The 24941-nt window shown below is 31.3% G+C and carries 19 protein-coding genes; 11 read left to right on the top strand and 8 right to left on the bottom strand.

The window, feature by feature from the left end; translation table 11 throughout:
* Positions 1 to 352: 352 nt before the first annotated feature.
* On the top strand, positions 353 to 1990 hold the full coding sequence (locus tag H601_RS15015; RefSeq protein WP_051220621.1) for a T9SS type A sorting domain-containing protein: 1638 nt from the start codon (positions 353 to 355) through the stop codon (positions 1988 to 1990).
* A 52-nt stretch (positions 1991 to 2042) separates the two neighbouring features.
* Here H601_RS15015 and H601_RS0101545 read toward each other — a convergent pair whose 3' ends face one another.
* From H601_RS0101545 to H601_RS0101520, 6 genes are all read right to left on the bottom strand, one after another.
* Positions 2043 to 5972, bottom strand: a complete 3930-nt coding sequence (locus H601_RS0101545) for a DUF2194 domain-containing protein (protein ID WP_026709879.1) — start codon at positions 5970 to 5972, stop codon at positions 2043 to 2045.
* Between the two features lie 2 nt (positions 5973 to 5974).
* On the bottom strand, positions 5975 to 7672 hold the full coding sequence (locus tag H601_RS0101540; RefSeq protein ID WP_156900319.1) for a hypothetical protein: 1698 nt from the start codon (positions 7670 to 7672) through the stop codon (positions 5975 to 5977).
* A 269-nt stretch (positions 7673 to 7941) separates the two neighbouring features.
* Positions 7942 to 8718 carry an endo alpha-1,4 polygalactosaminidase gene (locus H601_RS15010; RefSeq protein WP_051220620.1) on the bottom strand — a complete coding sequence of 259 codons (777 nt, stop codon included), beginning with the start codon at positions 8716 to 8718 and terminating at the stop codon, positions 7942 to 7944.
* A gap of 28 nt (positions 8719 to 8746) precedes the next feature.
* Positions 8747 to 10360, bottom strand: coding sequence for a hypothetical protein (locus H601_RS0101530; RefSeq protein WP_026709877.1), 1614 nt, complete (start codon positions 10358 to 10360; stop codon positions 8747 to 8749).
* 63 nt (positions 10361 to 10423) lie between these two features.
* Positions 10424 to 11968, bottom strand: coding sequence for a GT4 family glycosyltransferase PelF (gene pelF / locus H601_RS0101525; RefSeq protein WP_026709876.1), 1545 nt, complete (start codon positions 11966 to 11968; stop codon positions 10424 to 10426).
* Between the two features lie 365 nt (positions 11969 to 12333).
* A complete protein-coding gene (locus H601_RS0101520) occupies positions 12334 to 13872 on the bottom strand; it encodes a DEAD/DEAH box helicase (protein WP_026709875.1) in 1539 nt (512 codons plus the stop codon).
* A 202-nt stretch (positions 13873 to 14074) separates the two neighbouring features.
* Between H601_RS0101520 and nhaA the strand changes: the two genes are divergently transcribed.
* From nhaA to H601_RS0101505, 3 genes are read left to right on the top strand one after another with little or no spacing between them, the layout of a single operon-like run.
* Positions 14075 to 15430, top strand: coding sequence for a Na+/H+ antiporter NhaA (gene nhaA, locus H601_RS0101515; protein WP_026709874.1), 1356 nt, complete (start codon positions 14075 to 14077; stop codon positions 15428 to 15430).
* Between the two features lies 1 nt (position 15431).
* Positions 15432 to 16043, top strand: coding sequence for a YqaA family protein (locus tag H601_RS0101510; RefSeq protein WP_026709873.1), 612 nt, complete (start codon positions 15432 to 15434; stop codon positions 16041 to 16043).
* Between the two features lie 4 nt (positions 16044 to 16047).
* The gene (locus H601_RS0101505; protein WP_026709872.1) at positions 16048 to 16317 is read left to right on the top strand and encodes a DUF3817 domain-containing protein; all 270 of its coding nucleotides are present in this window, start codon (positions 16048 to 16050) and stop codon (positions 16315 to 16317) included.
* On the opposite strand, the gene H601_RS0101500 is transcribed toward H601_RS0101505, so the two are convergent.
* Positions 16314 to 16706, bottom strand: a complete 393-nt coding sequence (locus tag H601_RS0101500) for an acyl-CoA thioesterase (RefSeq protein WP_026709871.1) — start codon at positions 16704 to 16706, stop codon at positions 16314 to 16316. The two genes, H601_RS0101505 and H601_RS0101500, sit on opposite strands and share 4 nt — an antisense overlap.
* Positions 16707 to 16931: 225 nt before the next feature.
* Between H601_RS0101500 and H601_RS0101495 the strand changes: the two genes are divergently transcribed.
* Positions 16932 to 18227 carry an OmpA family protein gene (locus tag H601_RS0101495; RefSeq protein WP_026709870.1) on the top strand — a complete coding sequence of 432 codons (1296 nt, stop codon included), beginning with the start codon at positions 16932 to 16934 and terminating at the stop codon, positions 18225 to 18227.
* Positions 18228 to 18309: 82 nt separating this feature from the next.
* Positions 18310 to 18714: a hypothetical protein gene (locus tag H601_RS0101490; protein ID WP_026709869.1), complete on the top strand. Its 405-nt coding sequence runs from the start codon at positions 18310 to 18312 to the stop codon at positions 18712 to 18714.
* On the opposite strand, the gene H601_RS0101485 is transcribed toward H601_RS0101490, so the two are convergent.
* The gene (locus H601_RS0101485; protein ID WP_026709868.1) at positions 18711 to 19478 is read right to left on the bottom strand and encodes an META domain-containing protein; all 768 of its coding nucleotides are present in this window, start codon (positions 19476 to 19478) and stop codon (positions 18711 to 18713) included. The genes H601_RS0101490 and H601_RS0101485 overlap by 4 nt on opposite strands.
* Positions 19479 to 19784: 306 nt before the next feature.
* Between H601_RS0101485 and H601_RS0101480 the strand changes: the two genes are divergently transcribed.
* From H601_RS0101480 to H601_RS0101455, 5 genes are all read left to right on the top strand, one after another.
* Positions 19785 to 20498 carry an esterase family protein gene (locus H601_RS0101480; RefSeq protein WP_026709867.1) on the top strand — a complete coding sequence of 238 codons (714 nt, stop codon included), beginning with the start codon at positions 19785 to 19787 and terminating at the stop codon, positions 20496 to 20498.
* A gap of 22 nt (positions 20499 to 20520) precedes the next feature.
* A complete protein-coding gene (locus H601_RS0101475) occupies positions 20521 to 21477 on the top strand; it encodes an ATP-grasp domain-containing protein (protein WP_026709866.1) in 957 nt (318 codons plus the stop codon).
* A gap of 21 nt (positions 21478 to 21498) precedes the next feature.
* Positions 21499 to 22614: a carboxylate-amine ligase gene (locus H601_RS0101470; protein WP_035655365.1), complete on the top strand. Its 1116-nt coding sequence runs from the start codon at positions 21499 to 21501 to the stop codon at positions 22612 to 22614.
* A gap of 235 nt (positions 22615 to 22849) precedes the next feature.
* The gene (locus tag H601_RS0101465; protein WP_026709864.1) at positions 22850 to 23677 is read left to right on the top strand and encodes a type 1 glutamine amidotransferase; all 828 of its coding nucleotides are present in this window, start codon (positions 22850 to 22852) and stop codon (positions 23675 to 23677) included.
* Positions 23678 to 23743: 66 nt separating this feature from the next.
* The gene (locus H601_RS0101455; protein ID WP_026709863.1) at positions 23744 to 24934 is read left to right on the top strand and encodes a hypothetical protein; all 1191 of its coding nucleotides are present in this window, start codon (positions 23744 to 23746) and stop codon (positions 24932 to 24934) included.
* Positions 24935 to 24941 lie beyond the last annotated feature (7 nt).

The following is a 24941-nucleotide window of genomic DNA, read 5'->3' as shown; positions in this document are numbered from 1 at the left end:
ACTATAAATTATAATTCATTTTGAATAATTTAGATTTATTGATAAAACAAAACTTACAGATTGTCTTCAGCTAGTATAGTTATAAACAACTTATTAACAATTAGTTATAGTTCTAATACATCGAAAATAAAATGCTGATATAAAAATTTTACGTAATCTATATATTACAAAAAAAATATTTTTTTGCATTTCATCGATTTTTTGAGCATTTTTTTAACGCATTTAATCGATATTAAAATGCATTTCATCTATATTTGAATTGTTGAAACAATAAACCACAAGTTGTTTAACAGAGAAAAAAACTAATCCGTGTAACCCGCTAAACCCAAATTTAGCAACTTAACCTACTACTATGAAGAAAGCATTTACCTTTTTGAGTGCCATGTTGTGTTTACAACTTGCGGCACAAAATGTAACAGTTAGTTACAGCCCTTCGACTGCAAACTTTCCTAATCCGGAAAGAGGTTTTTACAAATACAGTGACACACAATCTTCAAGTGGTTATAATTTGATTAACCAATCAACATTAACCAATTATAGAACTAGTCAGAATATTTCTTTAGTTTTTAGGTATTTTTATTTGAATGATTTTGTGAATACAACAATTCCTCAATCGTATTTAAATAACATGCAAACTGATTTTAATCGGATTAGAAATGCAGGATTAAAAGCTGTTATTAGATTTGCCTATTCTGATGATGAAAATGCTCAATATCTAGATGCAACTAAAACAAGAATTTTAGAGCATATCAATCAACTTAAACCAATTTTAATTGCCAATACCGATGTAATTGCTGTAATGCAAGCTGGATTTATTGGAGCTTGGGGAGAATGGTATTATACCAACCAAGCAGAATTTGGCGGTTGGGGATATAATCAAACAAATTTAACCACTGCTAATTATAATCATAGAAAGGACATTACGAATGCCATTTTAGCAGCATTACCCAATACAAGAGCCGTTCAAATTCGTTACCCAAAAATGAAACAGCAAATGTATAATGCAACTTCTCCTCTACCTGCAAATCAAGCATTTACAAACTCTTCTTTGGCTCGAATTGGTCACCATAATGATTGTTTTTTATCAAGTAATACAGATGTTGGTACCTACACAAATGTGAATACAGAATATCCATATTTAGAACAAGAAACTAAATTTCTACCAATGGGTGGTGAAACGTGTGCTGTTTTTGAATCCAGAACAAATTGTGCAACTGCACAATTAGAAATGGCAAAATTTCATTGGTCGTATTTAAATTTAGATTATCATCCAAATGTTATTAATGGATGGCAAACAAGTGATTGTTTTGGTGATATTCAAAAGAAATTGGGGTATCGTTTTGAACTGACATCTGCAGTTTTTCCACAAAGTATAACTGCTAACAGTACTTTACCGGTAACTTTAAATCTGAAAAATGTTGGATATTCTGCCCCATTTAATGAACGATATGCATATATCGTGTTGAAAAATGCAGTTACAAATCAAACCTATTCTTTAATGCTAGAAGCAGATCCAAGAGATTGGATGGGAACAAAATCGATAACTGAGAATTTAACATTGCCAACAAATATGGTTCCGGGAAGTTATAAAGTATATTTACATTTACCGGATATTTATGAAACCATTGCTAATAGACCTGAATACGCTATACGATTTGCAAACAATAATATGTGGGAATCGTCAACAGGATATAACGATTTAAAACATACCATTATCGTAAATCAAGCACTTAGTTTGACAGATAATGATAGAGCTAAAGTTACTTTACATCCGGTTCCGGCATCTAATGAGTTGTTTGTAGAAATGGATACAATTGAAGACTATACTTTTACTATTTACAATTCAGTAGGGCAACAAATTAAATTGAATGCAACTCAAGTTGGTAACAAAGTTAGTTTTGATGTACAACATCTAAACAACGGAGTTTATTTCCTTCAATTTGAGAATGGACAAACCAAAGATTCAAGACGTTTTGTTGTGAAACACTAAATAATAAATTAATTGAAATAAAATAGCCGTCTCATTTTGGACGGCTATTTTTTTATTTTTTCTTTTTTTCTTTGAAACTATGTTTTAACCCAAATTGAATAGTATTGGAATAAAACTTATCTTGGTTAAAGATTTCAAAACTACCAACTAGAGCAGTGTAATTAAACAATCTATAGGAAATTGTTCCAGAGAAACGTTGAAATTCATCTGCATAATCATCTAAGAAATAGGCGGCTTCAGCTTTTGCTTTAAAATCATCTTTTTCCAAACCATAACTAAAAGACAATCCAGCACCACCAAAAAATCGTTTATCTAACATCCAATACGGATAACCGTCACCTAAATTTGTAGATCCTCTTACTAATGAAGATTCAAGGAATGGAACCCATTTAAATTGTTTTTCCTCTCCATCATCCCAACCGGTTCTTAAGGTAAACGTAATATCAATATTATTATCGGTTATAAAATCAGTATTATAATTACTTTTTGAATAATAGCTTGATTCAATTGCCAAACTAACATTTATCTTTTTATAAAAATACATACTCTGATAAAGGTTTGTTTGTACATGATAAATTTCTTTAGCATGACCAGGAGCGGTTTGAACAGGCATAACATTTATTTGAGCAGAACTAAAGTTTTTATTGTATGTTTTACTAATTCCCGCTCCAAATTGCATATAAAGCTCGTTAAAATTATCCATTTCTAAACGAATTCTTGACCAATACTGAAATTTATCATAAGAAAATGGATTTTTATACTGATACTCAATTCCGAAAAGATTTCTAAATTTATTTTGTTCAGAAATTGGAATAGTTGTCTCCTCCTCTGCTCTATTCATCATTCTTGTAAAGGTTGGATCAACAATAATCGTATCAATAGTTGAACGAATTAAAGGGTAAAACTCAGAATAGGTTGCAGCAATACGATGTAAGTTTTTCTTTTTATCGTAAAAATTGTAAGAATGTCTTGTTGCTATTGAAGCTCTTCGAGTTTGATTGGTTTGCAATTCATTTTCAGACTCAATAAAATTGCCATATTTAAGTCGATTGGTTTTTGTGAGTGATTTTTTTACGTTATCATAAAACAATTCAGAATGATTTTGTAATAAATCTTGTTGTAACATTTCATCTTGATAAATAACATCTTCATTAAGCATTTTTCGTAGGCTTTCCTTTTCTTTGGAATCTGGTAATTCATTTGCAATGACCCATGATTCTTTGAATTTACCCATTTCATGATAATAATTACTCATCAAGGCTTTTGTTTTATAATCATCTGGATTAGTCTGGATATAATTATTATATTCACTGATCAGGATATCATATTGCTTTAACTCCATTAACCACTCCATTTTTGTAGCAAAATCAATTTCATTACTATAAAACGACCAATCATATGCTTTTTGAAACTGTTTTTCATTCGCATATAACCAGGTTATGTTGGTGGCCAAATCTTTAAAATCTAAATTGGGTTGAATTTTCTCTAATTCTTGTAAAGCAGTCTGCGGTTCATACCACAACAAATGTTGAATATAATTAAATAAACTTTCTTTTCCTGTATCAACGCTTAATAAAGTGATTAGGGCTTGTTTAATTTTTTCTTTATTTTCAGGAGTATTAAAGTCGGCCACATATCGATTGAGTAAATCTTTATCTCTTGGATTTACTAATAATTGTGCGTTTATCCATTTTTCCATAGCTAAATCATTCGGATAACCAATTAATTTATCCAACTCTTGAGAATACATTACATTTTCTTTGGTTGGATATTTGGAGCAATGTTTTTCTAACATTTTCCATACATCCTCTCCTTTATTTTCCCATGACATGTACTCTGCATATTTGTTCCAAACGGCATAATCAATTTTTGATTCGCTCAACATTCGTTGTTTCAAAGCTTCTTTTTCGATTCGTAGTTGTTCTTCATAATCATCAAAACTATCTGCACCATTTTCAAATTCTCTAACTTTTACAACATACGTGTAATAATCGGACTTGATTTTACTGAAAATAAAATCCAATTCTTTGTCTCGGTATTCTCGATAATCTTTTAAGGACAATTTTGGTTCATTGGTGTAAATTGAATATAAATATCCATTTAAGTAAGGTGTTTTTGAAAAAGTAACAGCATTTTGTTTCAATTGTGATTCGATGTTTTCAGCTTTTTCCAATGTGCCATATAAAAACCAATATTGACTGTTTGACAAAGAAGTTTCCGGATTAATTTCCTCCACTATGTATTGACCATTGTAGATTTTATGATTGAACTTAGAAGCTCTCCAGTCTAATGTAACCGGACCACCTTCAGCAGCGTTTAAAAAGCGTGAATGAGGAAAAGCACGCGTAAATTCTTTCATGTAAGCATCAAATTCTGCTAAAAGCCCACCCTCTACTCCTTTTGTTTTTCTCCAGCCTAATCCTTTTGCATTGCGTAGTTCAAAATTACCGGCACTTTTGTTAAATGGACTAGGTATTTGATAGACATCATCAGGATGTACAAAGTGATTCCATATACCGGAATATAAATACAAAGAATGAATATTGTATTTAGAATTATCATCTACCACAAAACCACTTGAAATTCGAGGATAATCAAACATGTTGTGATGATAAGGATCAAAATCATATTCTCTATTTCCACCTTCGTAAGTTTCACCTAAATACAAACTACACATATAATTAATGGTTGGTAAACCTTCTTTTAATTGTTTTAACCCCATTTGATCAATATAATTGGAAGGAGGAACATAAGAAACCGGCAAATCACCAAAACTACTGACTTTCCATTTTTTTTGAACCCCTTCTAAAGCAGTAACAATAAATTCTGGTTTTTTCCAATCTCTTTTTACTAATGAAACATGATTATAACCATGAAAACCTAATTCGTGACCATTTTTCAAACAATCACGCATGAGCCAACTACTAACCGGTTCTACTCTATTGCTTAAGGTTACTTTTTTCTCATCCCATTGTGAAAAAAGAAAGGGAGGATTGGTTTTTACATTATAATCAAATGCCGGTACAGCTGTATAGCTCACTTGGTATTTTTTAGCTAATTCTTTCATATCCGGCCACCAGATTTTTCTAACAAAATCAGAAATAGATAAATTCATTTCAGATTTAATAGGTTCCATTTTGGTATCGTATAATGGAGATGGAAAATCATCTAAAAAGATAGTATTGGTATTGGCAACCGGATATGGAATTGCTTCTAAGCCCATCATGATTCCGGAATATAACAATCCGCGATCCATTTTTTCTAATTCAAAAGTGGTATTGAAATTGATAACCCTCCCTACTCCTATTTTATTTTCAATGATAAAAGGGAATGAAGTATTATTAATAGCCGTTGCATGGATCTTTACTTTTGTTTTATCAAAATTTTCTCCGCTCATTCCATAATGAGTAATCGCTTTTCTTACTTCGGAATTTTTCATAGTTGGAAGAAATGATTCCGTGAAATTGATTCCCAGAGAAGTAATATCGGTTGAGTATTCTGCATTAACTTTCATTCCTGCCATAAAACCAAAACGTTTGTCTTCGCAGGCAAAAGGTAGAAAAAGGGTTCCTCCATCGGATACAAATTTTAATAGCTTTTCTACAGAAGCATCCGATAGTTTTTTTGTTTCTAAAACACAGATGACGCGAGTTGATTCTTGAATAGCTAAATTAGCATTCCAACTTTTAACATTTATATTTCGAAAAGGCATTTTAGTGTAATTGCACATTTTTTTCAAATGATTACTGTATTTTACACTTATCGGATTTTCAAAATCAATGATATATTCAACCACTGGAGGTAAATTTAAATCAGCATCATTATATCTTCTTAAATTAGATAATTTGTCTTTTTCGCTAGAAAACAAATCATTTTTTAAAGGATTTAAAGCATCAAAATCAGCACAGCTGAATAATGACAGCATCATAAACAGAAATAAAACTGCTTTTGGTATGGAAGTTAAAAATGCACGGTTTTTCATACTTAATAGATTAGGTCATCAATTTTACTTGATTTGGGTTCATTTACAATCTCATATACATTTACATAAGGGCTTTTATAAAATAAAGAAACTTCTCGACCACGCTTTTTTAATGTTTCAATTTGGTCCATTAATAGCGGTTCAATTTCACTTTGATCTGCAAAATGATTGTTTCGTTCCGAATTATCATGATATACAAATACTAATATGCTTTTGGGAATGACATATTGAGGATTTTCAACTAAGAAATTGGGCTTTTTCTTGTTCTTATGATACATTTCATCACTTTCCAAATATCCATATAGGAAATCTTCATAATTGATGAAGAAATGTTTATTAATACTCATGGTTTGAGCAATATTATCATTAACTACTGCATACGAAAAAGGGAAATATTCGTGGAGAATTTCATCATAAGCATCTAAAACCATCCTAGGTGTTTTGTCAGAAGTATTAACGTTATTAAAAATATCTTTTTGGAAATATATAATGCCAGTGAGTAATACTATGGAAGCAAATGTTGCAAAAGTATATTTGAATTTATATAAATATTTGGTTAAGAATGAAAACAATCGCAAAAGAATTGCCGCAGTTATTCCAAAACAAATTGGGATAAAAACAGACAAAGCTAAACGAAGTGAATCTTTGTCAATCCATTCATAACCCAAGAAATATAAAGCTACTAATAGATTAAAATAAAGTAAAAATACTAAAGAAGGTTTCCATTCTTCTTTTTTGATCCAAATTAAAATGGGAAGAATAATAATTCCAAATATTGAACCATATTGATAATAGGTAATTAACTCTTCAAATGGAACCATCAGATTTGGCATATAAGTAAATGAATTGACAGATATCAAACTAGATTGAAGAAAAATCATGAAATCATTTTGCTTATGCATACAAGCTAAAAAGTAGGCACCTAAAATTAGAGCAGTTCCAACCAAATAAGCCGCTAATGATAGCCATTTAAAATATAGATATTTTTTGTTTACAAAAAGAATTGATATGACATAAAAAGGAGGAATTAAAATAAGTAATGTAAACAAATCAATTAATCCAATCGCGAAAAAACAGGTTGTTAAACTAAAGAAAAAATTGGTCTTCTTAAAATTAATAACATCTGGTCTCAAAGTATAAATCATAGCCGGTAAAGCAAGGGTTAAGGCTAATAAAACAGGATGATTTTGCAATAAATAATGAATTTCTACCGGTGATAAAAAGTAAAGAAAAATATAGGCAAAGAAACCAATCATAGGAGCAAATACAGCAGAAACGGTAATTTTCCGAATGGACCAAAAAACGATAATACTTAGTAATACATCTTCAATAATAACTAATGTTTGCAAGCCCGTTTCCGGACTCACATCAACAAGTTTAGAATAAATATTAGCAAAAGCCAACTCACCCTCCACCTCTACTGTTGTTTCAAACCAGTGAAAATTATCAAATTGAATAATTTTATATAAATCTGTTATCCATAAATCAGATAATAAGAAGGTATCGTAAGTGTAAAAATAATATCTTCCTAAGAATGCGAGAGTTATCAATATTAATGTACAATAAAATACATAAACACGGTCATCTTTTAGGTTTTTTGGACGCTCAAGCTTTACTCGTTCTATGATTGATTTTTTATTTTCTGTATCTTTTAAAAATTCAAAAAATCTGTTTTTTGATGATTTTTTGAAAAATTTCAATGGATTTTTAAAGTATTTTATCCCAACAACATCTAATAGAATAAAGATTAAAATGACAAACAAGAAGTTAATTAAACTGTAAACGTTTAACTGAATCAGGACAAATACTATTATTAAAGTAAGACTTCCATACTTAAACCATTCATTTACGATAAATTGTATAAGTGTGTGACTTCCTTCACGTTTTACTAATTTATTATTACAATAATATAAGAATAGTATTAGTAAAACCATCCTTATAAAACCTATTAATATGGAGCTTGATAAAATCATTTTTTACTATTACTAAAAGAGGGAATTCCTTGTAAATCGATGCTTCCGATAAAATAACTCACATTTAAATTATTTATCTTTTGTTGTATATTTTTATACAGTTCTTGATTATCAGCATACTCAACCAATAAAACTGGTAAATTATATTTTTCTGTAACTGTCTTTAATTTATTTAGATAAATATCTGTTTCCTTTTGTTCTCTTAATTGATATTTTTTGGTAGAGAATTGATAATTGGTAAATACAGATTCAAATAGCACTGCATTTACATATAAACTAGTATCGTTTATTAATTCAAAACCTGCATTTTGAATAAAGAAAGCATCCGGATTGGCTTGTCTAATTTTTTTTAATAAAGAAAATAATTCCTTTTTTTGATTTTTTTGTGGACCAAATGAGGTGAAATTGTCAATGTTATCTAAAAACATTCCATCAAAACCTTTGTCTAAACATTTTTTTACTAATCGTGATAATACAATTACAGTTTTATCTTTTGATAAATCAAGATAATGACTGTTCCAATTGTTGTTTTTTCCTAAAGTATTATCCTTTAATAGGTTGAAATGTGTAGCATTGCTATTTACTTCTCCTAAACTAATATAAGCAACTACATGCTTATTCTGCTTTTTCAAAAGGCGTATTTCTTCTTTATTATAATGTTTTTCTTCTAAAATGACATAAGAATAGCCTTTGATTTGATCTGTTTTGATTTTACCATAGCAAACAAAAACGGAACTCTTATTTACCTTTGATTCAGATAAATATGCTATCATTATCGATGGCAAAAGCCAAAAAAATAAATTAATACGCCGCATAATAATGATAGTCTAATTTTTTGAAAAAATGAAAAATATGTTTCATTGTATATCCCATAAAAAATAGAGAGCCTAAGAACATCCCTACTACACTATATTCAAAACTTACAAATCTACTTAACACAAAACCAACCATAAAATTGATTACAATAGCATAAATAATTCCCTTAACAGGTTGTAAAGTTTGTCCAAGTGTAAACAAATAAAGGGTGTTTAACATGCCCCAAGCCAGAAAGAAATAGCCAGTTCCTCCAATATAACATACCATTACACTTAAATTATCAAGCTCTTCATTAAACTGACCTTTATAACCCCATGAAGCAAACATTACTTGATATATAAGCAAATAAATGACTAATGTTGAAACTAATAAAACAATTACATTTTGCCAATATAATTTGAACAACTCTTTATTAAATTGTTTTGGTTTTTGAAAATTGATTACTTTCTGAGTGATGTCCAAAAAGCGAGTAAATGAAGCTATACTGTATTCTAAAACTCCAGCCAATAAAAGAAATACTAAAATAGCCATGTCCATTCCAAGTTCATAGTTTTTTTCAAAATATACGATAAAGGGTAATTGTCCGTCTTTAGAGGTTGACCATGCTAATATTCGATCAATAAATATGAACAAATAAACACAAAAGCCGTACAAGAAATAACGATGATTTTGATAAATTAATACTGTATCTTTAATTGTTAAATCAGCTTTAGGGGGATGTTTTTTTAGATATTTTCGGAAGAATAAAGATAGATAAATTTTAGTAATTAAAATTGCAACAGCAATTCCAATCCAATGGGTATAATATATAAGTAAAGTTGAAAATTGGTTTAAAGCAATTGTAATCACTGTTCCGGTTACAATTGAAATGGTAATCATCCATCGTTGTCTTATGGTATGTAAAGGTGCTAAGACTAATAATAAAGTTCCAATTAAAAAAGCATAAGCAAAAATGACTAATAAAACTTTAAATGGAAAAATATGAAAAAATACATTGATAAAATAAATGGAAGCAAAAACGACTAATAATGTCTTTACGCCCAATTTCAATAAAGAATCTACCGTTTTCTTTGTCATGGAATAATCGTGATAATTCCAATAAAAAGTTGCTTGCCGTCCAATAACTTGTACAAATCCACCGGTAGAAACGATACCAATAATAACCCCTAAAACAACAGCTGTAGATTGTAAATGATTAAAATGAACGTGTGTCCATAACGAATAACCAAAAGCTACAATAGCAGCAATTTGAAGAAATACCGGTAAAAGATGAAAAATTCCTAATGGGTAGTATTGGGCAAAAAGCTTAGCTTTAACCCTCATATAATCAGAAAGTTGTATGGTTTCAGGATTAGTAGCAACAAACTCTTTCTCTTTTGCATTCAAACTTTCTTTGTGCTCAATCGAAGTAGTTAATTGTCTGTAAATATATACAGCCAAATCTTGAATATTTGATACGCCATAATCAGCTTCCGTATCAATATCCCGAATACCAAAAGACTCAATAGTTGCGGCAACAACTCTGCTGCTTACCGGTTTTCCTATTTTATCTTTTACATTTTCTATTAATATCTTTATATTTTCACTATGCTTTTCCATGATGCATTAGTAGAACTCATATTCTATTGTTGTTAGGTTAAATAAATTGGGGCGGTAGATTTTTTAGGAGGCTTTAATTGTTTGTTCTTCTTCTATTGTTATAATTGGTAATTGAACTTCTTTAACTTCTTTATTGGCAACTTGTTCGTAAACATTTTCATAAGCATTAATAAATTTATCAATGGTAAAGTTACGAATTACTTTTTCTCTGGCATACTCACCCATTCTATCTCTTAACGCTTTATCTTTTAATAAAATCACTACACTGTTTCCGATTTCTTCATAATCTTTTGGCTTGCAAATAAATCCACAGTTTTCATCTAATGCTTCGGTAACTCCACCAACATCAGTAGCAACAACCGGAATTCCACAACTCATTGATTCTAAAACGGTATAAGGGAAGCCTTCTGAAATGGAAGTCAAAATAGAAATATCGCCTTCACAAAATAATTCATGTGGTTTGCTGTGATATCCGGCTAATTTGAAATTAGCTCTAATACCTAACTCATCAATCAAACGCTCGCATTCAGCAGTATATTCAGGTACGGCATTATTATCACCATATACCAAATATTGAATGTTTGGAATTTGTTTTTGAGCAACAGCACAAGATCTAATCATCGTAATGATATCTTTCAAATCAAATATACGAGCAGCAGCAACAACAGTTGGTACATCTTTTAAGTGACTTGGTTTTGGAAGTGGTTTGAATAATTGATGATCAATACCATTATAAATCACTTCAATTTTTTTAGGGTCAGCTCCATATAATTTCTCCCATTTCATGTTGAATTTGTTTACTGAGAGAATTTTATCTGCTTTGTAATACACCAATTCTGTAACACATTCTGAGAATTTAATCAACATCTTTTTCAAGAAAAATGAATATTCTGAAGAATTGATGGCTAATAATCGCTCACGAATAAATACGCCGTGCTCAGTTACAACCATTGGTGTTCCATATTTATATTTTAAAACCAAAGCAGGAATTACAGGAAACCCGGATAAGGTCAAATGTGAAACATCAACTCTTGGAACATTAATGGAAAGTGGAATCAAAAAGCGATAAATCCAACGCATTCCCGAAGTTAAATCAAATAAAGTAACTTTTTCATTCTCATCATCTCCATTTAACTCACTTACCATGTAACAAAAAGTTCTCCAAACCGATTCACTCTTCATGGTTTTTTTATAATCATGCTTTTGAAAATAACGCCACATTTTTTTCATCGTTTCATCAAAAGCTCTTACATCTCTAGTGTTAGAAAAAATATGACGCAATAAATCTTGAAAAATTGGAATGAAAATTTCATTGATTTTTTTCAAATCATTTTTTTCTTTTATAGAAATGATTTTAAAATATTTTTTTCCATAGTCAATCATTTCTTGTGGTTCAAGCGGTGACCACATTGGAACTTGTATAACGTTAGTTACGTTATCACTTAGTGTATATTTTGATTTAGATTCGAAATCTGCATTGATAGAGTAAAGAGTGAAATTAGAATTTTTCACATCATTACAGAGCATGTGAGCCCAAGTAGAAACTCCACCACCATTAAAAGGATACGTACCTTCTAAAATTAACATTACATCGTGCTTTCTTTTCATAACGCTTACTTAATAAAATTCCATACGCCATAGGTTCTTTCAATAAGAACATAGCAAATTGATGCACTTAAACAATCTTAGGGTGGTTTGTGGTATTTTTGATACGCCGGTTTTTGGGGACGACTTAATCTGAATTTAATTCATCAATCATTAACATTTTATTTGTAATTGATTCATGTTTTAAATCTTAGACAAATGTAAATTGAATATAAAAGAGCACAAAATAAATCCTCTGAAATCTGTTGAAAACACTCATTTTATCGATGAAATGCACTATGCTTTAGACCAGTTGCATATATTACCGATTAACGGTAGTAAGCTATTGATTTTAACAAACTTAATGGAGTCTTTTTAGTAAGAATAAACTATTCAGAAGCAAATATTTTTTCACGGTGTAATTTGCCTATTTCAACTAGTAATCGGACTTTATAATCTTCAATTAACCAATCGCGATAGTTTTTGGTGGAGTTAGCCAAGCAAGTAGTAAAATGACGCACTCTGCTTTCAATATCATCAGCTAACTCTTTGGCTAATTGTTTGGCTTCATTAAGGGTTTCAGAATTATCTACGCACATTTGTGCATGATGGCGAATCGATTTATCAATCACAACTTTAGGTCGTTCTTGATTTCTAATAGCCAATCTGTAAGCTTCCTCAATATCAAAAGTTATTTCTTCTGTCTTAGAAAATTTTTGCCTTAATTCATCCGGCATTTTATAGGTAAAATTTAATTCAATTTCTGCATCTCCTTTTAGATTATGAATGTATTGTTCCGGAAATTTAAAAATATGTTGCCAATCAATTCGATCGGTCCACAAGCCAAATCGGGCTGCATTGTTACCTAAATCAATAATCGTAAATTTATCTTTATTGGGTAGCTTTCTTGACCCTCTTCCAATCATTTGAAAATATAAAGTCAATGATTTGGTTGCTCGATTCAAAATAATGGTTTCAACAGTAGGTTCATCAAATCCGGTGGTCAAAATACCTACTGAAGTTAAAATTGCATCCGGTGTATCTTTAAACCACTTCAATATTTCTTTACGTTCTTCATTGTTATTAGTATTGTCTAAATGCCTGATATTCTTGTATCCGGCTTCTTTAAAACTATCCAAAACATGAAGAGAGGTTATAATTCCGTTGTTGAAAATCAATGTCTTTTTTCCCTGCGAATGGTACTGATAAGCATGAATCAATTTTTCTTGCATCATCATGTTGGTATATAATTCATCAGATGATTTAACGGTGTAATCACCATTGATTCCCACTTTTAAAGAAGTTAAACCTACATCATAGGAATACGTTGTTGCTTTGGCTAAATATCCATTATCTATCAAAGAATCAATACTATGACCAACCAAAAGTTCTTGATAATTCTCCTTCATCGGAAGTTTGATATTTGAACTCAATGGTGTAGCTGTAACTCCAAGAAAAAAGGAGTTTTTAAAAGCATGAAATAATTTTCTGAAGGAATTAAAATGAGCTTCATCAATGATTAATAATCCTACATCATGAATCAATAATTTTTCATCATTTAAGCGGTTTTTCAAGGTTTCCACCATGGCAACAAAACAGCTGTAATCATCTTGATCAGGCAAGTCTTTAACTAAACTATTGATGATTTTATTTTTTACATCAAATGCTTTTAACATTTTAGAAGTTTGTTTACACAACTCTATTCGATGAGTGAGCACCACTACCTTTTTATCATACTTTTCAAGATATCGACGAACGATTTCTGAAAATATTACCGTTTTTCCTCCTCCGGTTGGTAATTGATAAAGTAAATGATGATTGACTGAAGAATTTTCTATTTTGTCAAAAATAAGATCAATATCACTTAATTGATAGCCATAGAGTTTTTTCTTCTCCTCTATTTCCAATAAAATATCTTTTTTTGACATTGATTTGAAAAATAAAATTTTGCAAAAATAATCAGTTAAAACCCTAAATAATAATTTTATAGCATTAATTGTTGAAAATTTACATTTTGTTCATAAAAAGGTTAAATTATACTTAAAAATTATTTATTCATTTCAAAATTTACAAATAATACTACTGATTTTATTATTTTTACGCCCCTTTAAAAGCCTTTTCAGTCGTTTTATGAAGTATAAATTAAAAATAACACCTGTTGACAAATGGATTATAGATCCTGTTAACCGATTTATCGGTAAATCAACAACAGGTGGAATTGTTTTGTTTTTATCGGCTGTTGTTGCTTTAATTTTGGCTAATTCACCGTTGCAACATGCTTATCATCATTTTTGGGAACATAAAATAAGTTTCGGAATTGGTGAAAATATACTTCTCGATAAAACGTTGCATCATTGGATTAATGATGGATTAATGGGCGTTTTCTTTTTTGTGGTTGGTCTCGAATTAAAAAGAGAAATAATAGGTGGTGAATTATCCAATCCTCGAAAAGCCATTTTGCCAATTGTTGCCGGATTAGGCGGTATGATTTTCCCTGCCTTGATTTATTTGCTTTTTAACCAAACCGGTGAAGCTCACAGTGGTTGGGGAATTCCAATGGCTACAGATATTGCCTTTGCTCTTGGTGTACTTTTTCTGTTAGGTAAAAGAGTTCCAACATCTTTGAAAGTTTTTTTAACTGTTTTGGCCATTGCCGATGATTTAGGTGCCGTTTTGGTGATTGCCTTTTTTTATACTTCTGATATTTCTTTCACGAGTCTAATCATTGGTTCAATATTTTTATTATTGCTCATTTTCTCAAATAAAATTGGCGTTAGAAATACCTTTTATTACGGGTTATTAGGTGTAGGTGGTTTATGGATTGCCTTCTTAGTTTCTGGTGTTCATGCAACTATTGCTGGCGTTTTAGCTGCATTTACCATTCCGGCAAACGTAAAAATTGATGAAGTTGGGTTCATTGAAAAAATGAAAAAATATTTGCAAAAATTTAAAGAAGCAGATCCTAATGACGTTCCTACGGTTACACCTGAGCAACTTCATATTCTTGAAGATATGCGTACCCTTTCTAAACAAGCCATGACACCACTTCAACGTTTAGAACACGGAATGCATCCCTTTGTAACATTTGTTGTTATGCCAATTTTTGCACTTGCCAATGCCGGTGTAACCTTATCAGCTGAAACAGCAGAAACAGGCACAAGTTATGTAGCTATAGGTGTTGCTCTTGGTTTATTATTGGGTAAATTCATCGGAATTGTTGGCACCTCTTCCCTATTTGTAAAGTTAAAGCTAGCACCACTTCCTGATGGAATGAACTATAAACATTTAATTGGAGTAGGATTTTTAGCATCCATCGGATTTACAATGTCGTTATTCATTGCTAATTTGGCTTTTACAAATCCAATTTATATTCATCAAGCAAAAATCGGAATTCTAATTGCCTCGCTAATTGGCGGAATTATAGGATTTACATTTTTATATTTTAGTCATCCCAAATCTAAACTTAAACCTTCTGACATTCATTAATATGCAAAAAGATAGAATCAAAAAAAATAAATGGAAACAATTACATTTATATTATACCTATACAGGATTTTATAAATTCATAATAGAAGGTTTAAAGAGTGCTTTCTTGCCAACCGTTATTATTGTAGGTGCCCTTCTTTATGTTCATTATAATGTAATCAATATCAATGTTGCATTAGTAAATTTTACTCAAAATTACAGTGACTTTGCCATATTTTCAGTATTTTTTGCTTCAGAATCCATTTTAGGTTTAATTCCTCCAGATATTTTTATTGCATGGACCAAAAATACAGATCATCCAATACTATTTTTATCAATCCTAGCACTATTGTCATACTTGGGCGGAGTTGTATCTTATTTGTCAGGAAAAGCGATGCTATTGATACCCTCAGTTAACAAATTTATGTTTACTAAAATGAGTAAACACATTACCAACATGCGAAAATGGGGTGGGTTTTTAATTGCAGTAGGAGCATTATTACCATTACCATTTGCAATGGCATCTATGGCCGCAGGAATGATTAAATTTAATTTTAAAAATTTCCTTTTGTTTGCTTTGTTGCGATTACTTCGCTTTATCATTTACGGTTTTGCCATTTATCAAATGTTATAATACTATGTTATCATTTTTCAAAAAAATTGCTTTGTTGGAGGGACTTTCATTGCTATTACTAATCTTTTTTGCCATGCCAATGAAGTATGTGATGGATCAAAAAGAATATGTTCAAATAATAGGAATGGCTCATGGAATTTTATTTATAGCCTATATTTTCTTAGCCATAATTTTAAAATACACCGAAAAGTGGAACACTAAATTATTTATGATAGTTTGTTTGGCTTCACTTATACCATTTGGAACATTTTATTTAGAAAAAAAATACCTTTAATCCTTTTTTAAGCGGTCTTGGATAAATTCAATTTGGGTTTTGCCATGAGGTTTTGGTTTTCCATTTTCATCTAAATTAACCATGGTAATTGCTTCTACAGTAATGATGGTTTCTCTTGTCATGATATTTCTCACTTCACAAGTCAAGACAATTGATGTTTTACCAAATTTAACTACATCAATTCCAATTTCAACAATATCTCCGGGTTTAGCAGAACTTTTAAAATTAATTTCTGACATGTGTTTGGTGACAACTTTTGGATTTTCTAGCTGAATAATAGAATATAAAGCAACTTCTTCGTCTATCCACGCTAATAATCGTCCACCAAACAATGTACCATTTGGATTTAAATCTTCGGGTTTAACCCATTTTCTGGTATGAAATCGCATATCTTTTTTTTTCAAAATTACTATTTTTTTATTTTTTATTATTAAGAAACGAAAATGAGACATTTTTTTTAAGAAAGTTCATACGTAATAAGGAATAAGTTGCATTTAATCTATAAAAACCTTTCATTTAACACTCACTTTTTTAACATATCATTAGATTATCTGAACAATTCATTTATATTTGCACTAGTTTAAATGATATTTATAATCAATAATTAACGAACAATGAGAAAAAGTTTACTTATTCTTTCCTTTTCAGTTTTGCTTTTCAGTACTTTTAATGTTAAGGCTCAAGAAGAAAAAACAGATGAATACAACAAATGGACATTTGAATTAAATGCTGGACAAAGCAAAGGTATTAAACCTTATTCTATTGGTTATTTTGGAAGTGACCCAGGAAAGTTTTTCGGTGGAGTAACAATTAATAATTACAATGGTGGTGTTAGATATATGTTTAGTCCAAAATTTGGATTAAAATTAGATTTTGGTTTTGATCGTTTAAAGAACTTGAGTGATGAAAGTTTAGAATTTGAAATGCAAAACATTAGAATTGGTTTTCAAGGAGTAATTAATGGAGCTCGTTTATTCGACATTCAAGAATCATTGGGTCGCTTCTCATTCCTTTTCCATGGTGGTGTTCAAGTTGCACAAATGACTCCTAAAATGGGCATAAACGAAGGTAGAGATGAATGGAATGGTGGTGTAATGTTCGGTTTTACTCCGGAATTCAGAATTACTAAAAACTTTGCACTAAATGCTGATTTTACAATGTTATCAAATGTGAGACAACATTTTAATTGGGATGGTGCTTATTCAGATGCTAATAACAATTTAGCAGGTAGTATGTATACTATTTCTATGGGTGTTTCTGTATCTTTTGGTGCTCATAAAATCCACGGTGATTGGGCTGTGTTAACCAATAAACAACAAGAAGAAATTGCTGCTCTTGAGAAAAGAGTTGGACAAATTGAGAACAACATGACGGACAGTGATCAAGACGGGGTGCCTGATTATCTTGATGTTGAACCAAACTCTATTGCCGGTGTAGCGGTTGATACAAAAGGAAGAATGGTTGATATTAATCAAAATGGTGTTCCTGATGAATTGGAGAAATTCTTGAACAATACATATGTTACCAATGAAACGTATAATTCAGGAAATAATAATGCTGAAATGATGGCTAAATTCATCAATGATGGTTATGTTGCTACCTATTTTGATTTCAACAAAAAGCAACCTACAAATGTTTCTACAGAAGGTATAGATTTTATCCGTACTTATTTGTTAAACAATCCTGAATCAACTGTTGATATTATTGGTCATGCAGATGAAATCGGTAAAACACCTTACAACGATAAGTTAGCTAACGATAGAGCAAATAATGTTAAAGAAATATTAGTTAAAGCTGGTATTGATCCAAATCGTTTAAACGTAGTTTCACAAGGAGAAGATGCTTCTGTTGATAAAGATTCTGCTGGTGCAAGAAGATTGGTAAGAAGAGTAACTTTCAAAGTGAAATAATTAACAGTCAATTCTTAATAACTATAAATTAACCTCTGTTTTTTAACAGAGGTTTTTTTATACTTTTAAAAGAAAAAATATCATGACTACGCGAGATCTTTATATCACTGAAAACAGAGGCGAATCACTTGGAATGATTACTGAGTTTTCATCAGCGGAAGAACGATTTCAAAATGCAACCATCCGCCCTATTCTTAAATTGCAAAATGATTTATTTATTGAAGTTTTTAAAAACTACATCACCAAGCATAAAAATGATTTTTATAGTTATTCAATTGAAAAGAAAAATCAATTTATAGAAACGTCTATTCAAAAAGATATCAAATTTAGAAATGCTTTAAAAGGAATGGTAATTGGTTTATTTACAGTTGAGGAATATGCTGAATATTTAAAAAATTCATCAAACCTAAATAAACGTATGATGAATATGCTAATTGAACGTTTAAAAAGTCAACTTATCCTTTTTGATTCTCAACAAGCATCTTAATCGATTTTTCTAAAAACAGCAATAACTTGATCGGATTGTGTTAGAAATAATCGGTTATACTTAATTTTATAACCTGTTGACTGTTGAATGACTTTAAAATATGTAGTTTCAAAAGTTAAATTATTACACGCCATTTTAGTAGAAATTATTTGTGTAAAACGGAGTAAATCTCTTTCTTGAAAAATACTTCCGTTAAATCGATTACATCCTGAAAATCCACTAATTTTTTTGGTAGAAGAATTAATTTCAATTGATGGCATATTGTTTTGGAATAGTGTTCTGTCCAATTCTTTTCCTTCTAAAGATTCCAAAATCCAATTATCATACAATCGATAATCAATACTATACTTTCCACAACCAGAAAATAATTCTTCCTCAGAATTAAACCCTTTTTTCCATTTTATTTCAACTTTATAATCACTTTTTTGATTATTATAACCCTCGCAAGATTGTGCATAAATAGAAATTTGTACGTTTTCATCACCGGATCGAACAGTATATAATTTGATATTCGCATCAGCTGCTCGAATGGGTTCAACGTGAAGAGCAGTAAAATCAATTTGTTGTTGACTATTTTTAAATCGAACTTGTTGTTCAGAAATTTCTAATATCCACATTGAATCTTTTCCAACTGCTTTAAAATATCCTTCCTCTTTAGACTTTAACAAATTTGCCTCTTTTGTCATTATAGTAGAAGATGATTTTTTAGTAGTTTCACAACTTAAAAAACCGATAAAAAACAAAATAATTACTATTCTTTTCATATTAGTCAAATTTATATTGAACTATAAATTTACTCAATTTTGATGAATAATGATAACATGTTTTTCACTACGACACCAAAAAAAGTTGTTTTGTGGTGTAAACAATTCTTAATTTTATTGTTTTCGGACTTTGCAGAGAGCTAATTTTATTGAAAAAACTGAAATTCAATACTCCATTTTATCGTTTTTTTTGATTTTTTACCATCGTTTTACATGTGTGTAAAGCTTAATGATAAAAATTTAAGGAACTTAATTATTTATGTAAAATACTGATATTTTTTCATTATTATTGTTAAAACGATTGATATGAGAGAAGAATACTTCAAATGGTACTCCCCCAATTTAAGTAGGGAAATTCAAATGTTAGTTTTTGGTCATGCTGGTTATCCAGTGATTTTATTCCCAACCTCTATGGGAAGTTATCATGAAAATAGAGACCAAGGTTTAATTGAATCGGCAAAATGGTATATTGAACAAGGACTAATTCAAATATTTTGTCCGGATAGCATTGATAAAGATAGTTTTTACAACAAGAAAATTCATCCTTCCCATCGCATCCAAAACCATGTTTGGTATGATAAAATGATTTGCCATGAAATTGTAGAGAAAGTCAAAAATAACACCTACTCCGGAAAAGTTGCTGTAGCAGGTTGCAGTTTTGGAGGTTATCATGCTGCCAATTTTGCTTTTCGACATCCAGGCTATGTAAGTCATGTGTTTGCAATGGGTGGAGCATTCAGCATTAAAAGCTTTATGGATGGTTATCATGACGAAAATGTATTTTATAATAGTCCAGAAGATTTTCTTCATGGTTTAAATGACCGCGAACTTTGGAACATGGATATTATATTAGGTACTTCCAATTGGGATATTTGTCTCGATGCCAATTTAAAACTCAGTAGAGTGCTTGCTCATCGTGATATTCCACATTGGTTGGATATTCGACAGGACCGAGAACACGATTGGCCGGTGTGGCGGGAAATGTTTCCTCATTATTTATCCAGAATTAAATATTTTTAAACAGCACTAAAAACAAAACAATATGAAAAAAATTGGAATCTTATTCGGAATGGAAGATACCTTCCCACAAGCGTTTATAGACCGCGTAAATTCAAAAAATGAAAAAGGAATCGTAGCAGAAGCAGTATCCATCGATAAAGTGGTTCAAAATAAAGCTACGGAATATGCCGTAATCATTGACCGTATATCACAAGATGTACCTTTTTATAGAGCCTATTTAAAAAATGCTGCTCTCACCGGTACTGCCGTAATCAATAATCCATTTTGGTGGAGTGCCGATGATAAGTTTTTCAACAATTGCCTTGCTGATGTTTTAGGTGTTCCGCTACCCAATACAGTAATTTTACCTTCTGCTGAACATCCAACCGATACTTCCAGTAAATCTTTTCGTAATTTAAAATATCCACTCAACTGGGAAGCCATTTTTGACTATGTCAAGTTTCCAGCTTATATGAAACCATATGCCGGTGGCGGATGGAAAAATGTATATCGCTTGGAGAACCGTGATGAGTTTTGGGATATTCACCGGGAAACCGGACAATTAGTGATGCTTTTACAAGAAGAAATTGTGTTTGAATCTTATTTCAGAGTATATTGTTTGGGCGGAAAGTCGGTGCGAATTATGCCTTATGAACCCAGAAATCCGCATCATTTGCGTTATGTAGTGGATGGTCCTCCGGCAGATAAAAAATTATTGGCTACGATTAAAGACTACACGATTCGACTTTGTAAAGGATTGGGGTATGATTTCAATACAGTTGAATTTGCCGTACGTGACGGTATTCCCTATGCAATCGACTTTGGAAATCCGGCTCCCGATGCTGAAATTACTTCGGTAGGTAAAGAAAATTTTGAATGGGTAGTAGAAGAAGCCGCTAAAATGGCCATTGAATACGCCAAAAAACACAAAGAAGGACAGATGAACCTTACTTGGGGAACATTTATGAAAGATTCCGTAAATGACGCTAAACGTTTTTAAAAAACTGCTAATTGAATTAAAATGAGTGTGAAGAAACCTTTACCTGTTTTTACATTAGGTGTAGAAGAGGAATATTTAATTATCGACCCCGAAACGCGTGACCTTCGATCGCACATGTCGAAAATTGTGGATGGAGCCAAAATTATTTTACAAGAGCAAGTAAAAGCCGAAATGCACCAATCGGTGGTAGAAGTCGGAACCAATATTTGCAAAAACGTTAAAGAAGCTCGAGAGGAAATCACTTTTCTACGAAAAAAGATTGTGGAATTGGCTGCTAAACAAGGATTAGTAGTAGGTGCCGCCGGAACGCATCCATTTTCTAAATGGCAAGATCAACCCATTACGGATGACCCTCGTTACCATAATATTGTAAATGAATTGCAAGATGCGGCTCGTTCCAATTTGATTTTTGGTATGCATTGCCATGTGGGAATCGAAAGTCGGGAAATTGGGTTGCAGCTAATCAATCAAGCCTGTTATTTTTTACCCCATATTTTTTCACTTTCTACCAATTCACCTTTTTGGGAAGGAAGAAATACGGGATATAAATCGTTTAGAACCAAAGTATTTGATAAATTTCCCCGTACCGGATTACCGGAATATTTTGACTCTGTTCAATCGTATGACAATTTCTTGGAAACATTAGTGAAAACAAATTGTATCGACAATCCCAAAAAAATTTGGTGGGATTTACGTTTGCACCCATTCTATAATACCATTGAATTCCGCATTTGCGATATGAGTCTGACAGTAGATGAAACCATTTGTATCGTTGCAATTATTCAAGCTATCGTAGCAAAATTGTATAAATTAAATACGGCTAATACAAGTTTTAATGTGTATCGCTTGGCGTTAATTAAGGAGAATAAATTCAGGGCAGCTCGTTATGGTGTACAAGGAAATATGATTGATTTTGGTTTGCAAAAAGAAGTACCAACTAAAGAGTTAATTCTAGAATTGCTTGATTTTATTGATGATGTAGTGGATGAACTCGGAAGCCGTGAAGAAATCAATTACGTCCACAATATTCTGAGAGACGGAACCGGAGCAGCTAAACAATTAGCCGTTTATGAAGAAACAAAAGATTTAACCAAAGTAGTAGATTTTATTACGAGTGAATTTACAAAAGGAATTTAAAAGCATTTTTGTCATTCCGAAAAGATGACGAAGTCGAAAGAGGAATCTCCCGTCTTTACGGGCAAAAATGTTTACACATTTTGAATCTTTAGCAAAGTTTCAATGTAAATCTTGAAAAAATCTATAAAATCAGTATTCAATAAATAATGTTAATTTCTATTGAATAAAGAACAATAAAAGCTTAGAAGTCAACTAAATCAAAATTGGTATATTTGCATCAATTAATTGTGACCTTATGAATTCACATATCAGAATAGCGGTGTTAGACATGTACAATGGCGAACCCAACCAGGGAATGCGGTGTATCATCGATATCATTAACCGTTTTAATCAAATGGTTTCGTTTCAAATCTTTGATATCAGAGGAAAAAAAGAATTTCCGGATATAACAAAATTTGACATCTATATTTCAACCGGCGGTCCCGGAAATCCTTTAGAAGGTGACGGTGTTTGGGATAAAAAATATTATGAATTGATTGATGCCTTATGGAAATGGAATAAAGAAAATGAAATGAAGAAACATGTTTTGTTCATTTGTCATTCTTTTCAAATGGCTTGTAAACACTTTGGCTTAGCCGAAATCAACAAGCGAAAAGATACTTCTTTTGGTATTATGACCACGCACAAAGTAAATGAAGGATTGACAGACATACTTTTTGAAGGCCTCCAAAATCCGTTTTATACGATTGATAGTCGTGATTTTCAAGTGGTACAACCTCACCTTAAAAACATTAAGAAATTAGGTGCACAAATTATTGCGTTGGAAAAAATTCGCGACCATGTACAATACGAACGTGCTATCATGGGAATCCGTTTTTCAAAGGAGTTTGTGGGTGTTCAATTCCACCCGGAAGCCGATCCGCTGAGTTTCCTGGCACATATGAAAAACAGAGCTTTTAGAGAAAAAATTATTGAAATGAAAGGCAAAGTTAAATATTCAAAAATGTTGGAATACTTAGTGGAAGAAGATAAAATTTATTTGACCAATGAAACCATCATCCCCAATTTTCTTCGCACCTCTATTAATGATTTATTAAAGCATAAAAAGACATTATCAAATTAATCGATACACAACACTAAATAAGGCACTCAAGTTTTTCTTTTGTGCCTTTTTTAAAACCAAAATAGTATGAATCAACATTATAGAAAGGTATTCAACGCACAATTTTCAGAAGAAAAATACAACCAACTCATCGATTCTATCACAAACGATTTTGATTATCGTCCTACATTTCGTATTGGTGAAACTCCTTTTTTCATTCCAAATGAATTGAAAGCACAATTGTTGCAAGGATGCCAAGAGGTGATTGATTTTATACAAAAACCGGATTTCAAATCTTTAACCAACAAAGCTTTAGAACTCAACCGTAAAGTACCCAATGAAGATCAACATACTACTTTCTTGGCGATTGATTTTGGTATTTGTGAAGATAATGGAAAAATTATTCCAAAATTGATCGAAGTGCAAGGCTTTCCATCCTTGTTTAATTTTCAGAATGAATTATCTAAGAAATTTGTTAACCTCTACCCTTTTCTTAATGAATTAACCCCTTTTTTAAGTGGTTATACACATGAAAGTTATTTGGCGTTAATGGAAGAAGTACTACTAAACCGTCATCCCAAAGAGCAAGTAATTCTATTGGAAATTGAACCGGAAAAACAAAACACTAAAATCGATTTTTATTACTGTCAACGCGACTTTGGTATTCCGATTGTATGTGTCACAGAACTCTTTCAAAAAGGTAAAAATCTCTACTATACCAACAAAAAGGGTGAAGAAATTGAAGTAAAACGCATCTACAATCGGGTTATTTTTGACGAATTAGATTTGCGTACCGATTTACAATTGAACTTTGATTTTTCAGATGATTTAGATGTAGAATGGGCCGGACATCCGAATTGGTTTTTCCGCATCAGTAAGTTCATTTTATCATATTTGAAAGGAGATTATTTCATTGAAACGACTTTGTTGAGTGATTTAAAAGAAATTCCAACCGATTTAGAGAATTATGTGCTGAAACCTTTGTTTTCTTTCTCCGGTAGTGGTGTGATTTTCCATGTTAAAAAAGAAGATATCGAAGCGGTTGTAGAAAAAGACTTATACATATTACAGAAAAAAGTGAATTACATCCCAATCATTCAATCACCGGATGGTAAAGTCAAAGCAGAAGTTCGCATTCTTTGTGTTTGGCCCGATAATGCCCCTGCTCCTATTCCGGTAACGAATTTAGTGCGTTTAAGCCGTGGCGAAATGATTGGCGTGAAATTCAATAAAGATAAAGATTGGGTGGGTGGAACGGTTGGGATGTTTGAGCGATAATTTTTAA

It is taken from the genome of Flavobacterium filum DSM 17961, assembly GCF_000425465.1.
Classification (GTDB): domain Bacteria; phylum Bacteroidota; class Bacteroidia; order Flavobacteriales; family Flavobacteriaceae; genus Flavobacterium; species Flavobacterium filum.
The sequence above is the reverse complement of the archived record's forward strand: the minus strand, read 5'-3'. Positions and strand labels throughout refer to the sequence as shown.

Bases quoted from the DNA above. Each gene is read 5' to 3' on its own strand.
- H601_RS15015 (WP_051220621.1), top strand. From the start codon at position 353: ATGAAGAAAGCATTTACCTTTTTGAGTGCCATGTTGTGTTTACAACTT.
- H601_RS0101545 (WP_026709879.1), bottom strand. From the start codon at position 5,972: ATGAAAAACCGTGCATTTTTAACTTCCATACCAAAAGCAGTTTTATTT.
- H601_RS15010 (WP_051220620.1), bottom strand. From the start codon at position 8,718: ATGATAGCATATTTATCTGAATCAAAGGTAAATAAGAGTTCCGTTTTT.
- H601_RS0101530 (WP_026709877.1), bottom strand. From the start codon at position 10,360: ATGGAAAAGCATAGTGAAAATATAAAGATATTAATAGAAAATGTAAAA.
- pelF (WP_026709876.1), bottom strand. From the start codon at position 11,968: ATGAAAAGAAAGCACGATGTAATGTTAATTTTAGAAGGTACGTATCCT.
- H601_RS0101520 (WP_026709875.1), bottom strand. From the start codon at position 13,872: ATGTCAAAAAAAGATATTTTATTGGAAATAGAGGAGAAGAAAAAACTC.
- nhaA (WP_026709874.1), top strand. From the start codon at position 14,075: ATGAAGTATAAATTAAAAATAACACCTGTTGACAAATGGATTATAGAT.
- H601_RS0101510 (WP_026709873.1), top strand. From the start codon at position 15,432: ATGCAAAAAGATAGAATCAAAAAAAATAAATGGAAACAATTACATTTA.
- H601_RS0101505 (WP_026709872.1), top strand. From the start codon at position 16,048: ATGTTATCATTTTTCAAAAAAATTGCTTTGTTGGAGGGACTTTCATTG.
- H601_RS0101500 (WP_026709871.1), bottom strand. From the start codon at position 16,706: ATGCGATTTCATACCAGAAAATGGGTTAAACCCGAAGATTTAAATCCA.
- H601_RS0101495 (WP_026709870.1), top strand. From the start codon at position 16,932: ATGAGAAAAAGTTTACTTATTCTTTCCTTTTCAGTTTTGCTTTTCAGT.
- H601_RS0101490 (WP_026709869.1), top strand. From the start codon at position 18,310: ATGACTACGCGAGATCTTTATATCACTGAAAACAGAGGCGAATCACTT.
- H601_RS0101485 (WP_026709868.1), bottom strand. From the start codon at position 19,478: ATGAAAAGAATAGTAATTATTTTGTTTTTTATCGGTTTTTTAAGTTGT.
- H601_RS0101480 (WP_026709867.1), top strand. From the start codon at position 19,785: ATGAGAGAAGAATACTTCAAATGGTACTCCCCCAATTTAAGTAGGGAA.
- H601_RS0101475 (WP_026709866.1), top strand. From the start codon at position 20,521: ATGAAAAAAATTGGAATCTTATTCGGAATGGAAGATACCTTCCCACAA.
- H601_RS0101470 (WP_035655365.1), top strand. From the start codon at position 21,499: ATGAGTGTGAAGAAACCTTTACCTGTTTTTACATTAGGTGTAGAAGAG.
- H601_RS0101465 (WP_026709864.1), top strand. From the start codon at position 22,850: ATGAATTCACATATCAGAATAGCGGTGTTAGACATGTACAATGGCGAA.
- H601_RS0101455 (WP_026709863.1), top strand. From the start codon at position 23,744: ATGAATCAACATTATAGAAAGGTATTCAACGCACAATTTTCAGAAGAA.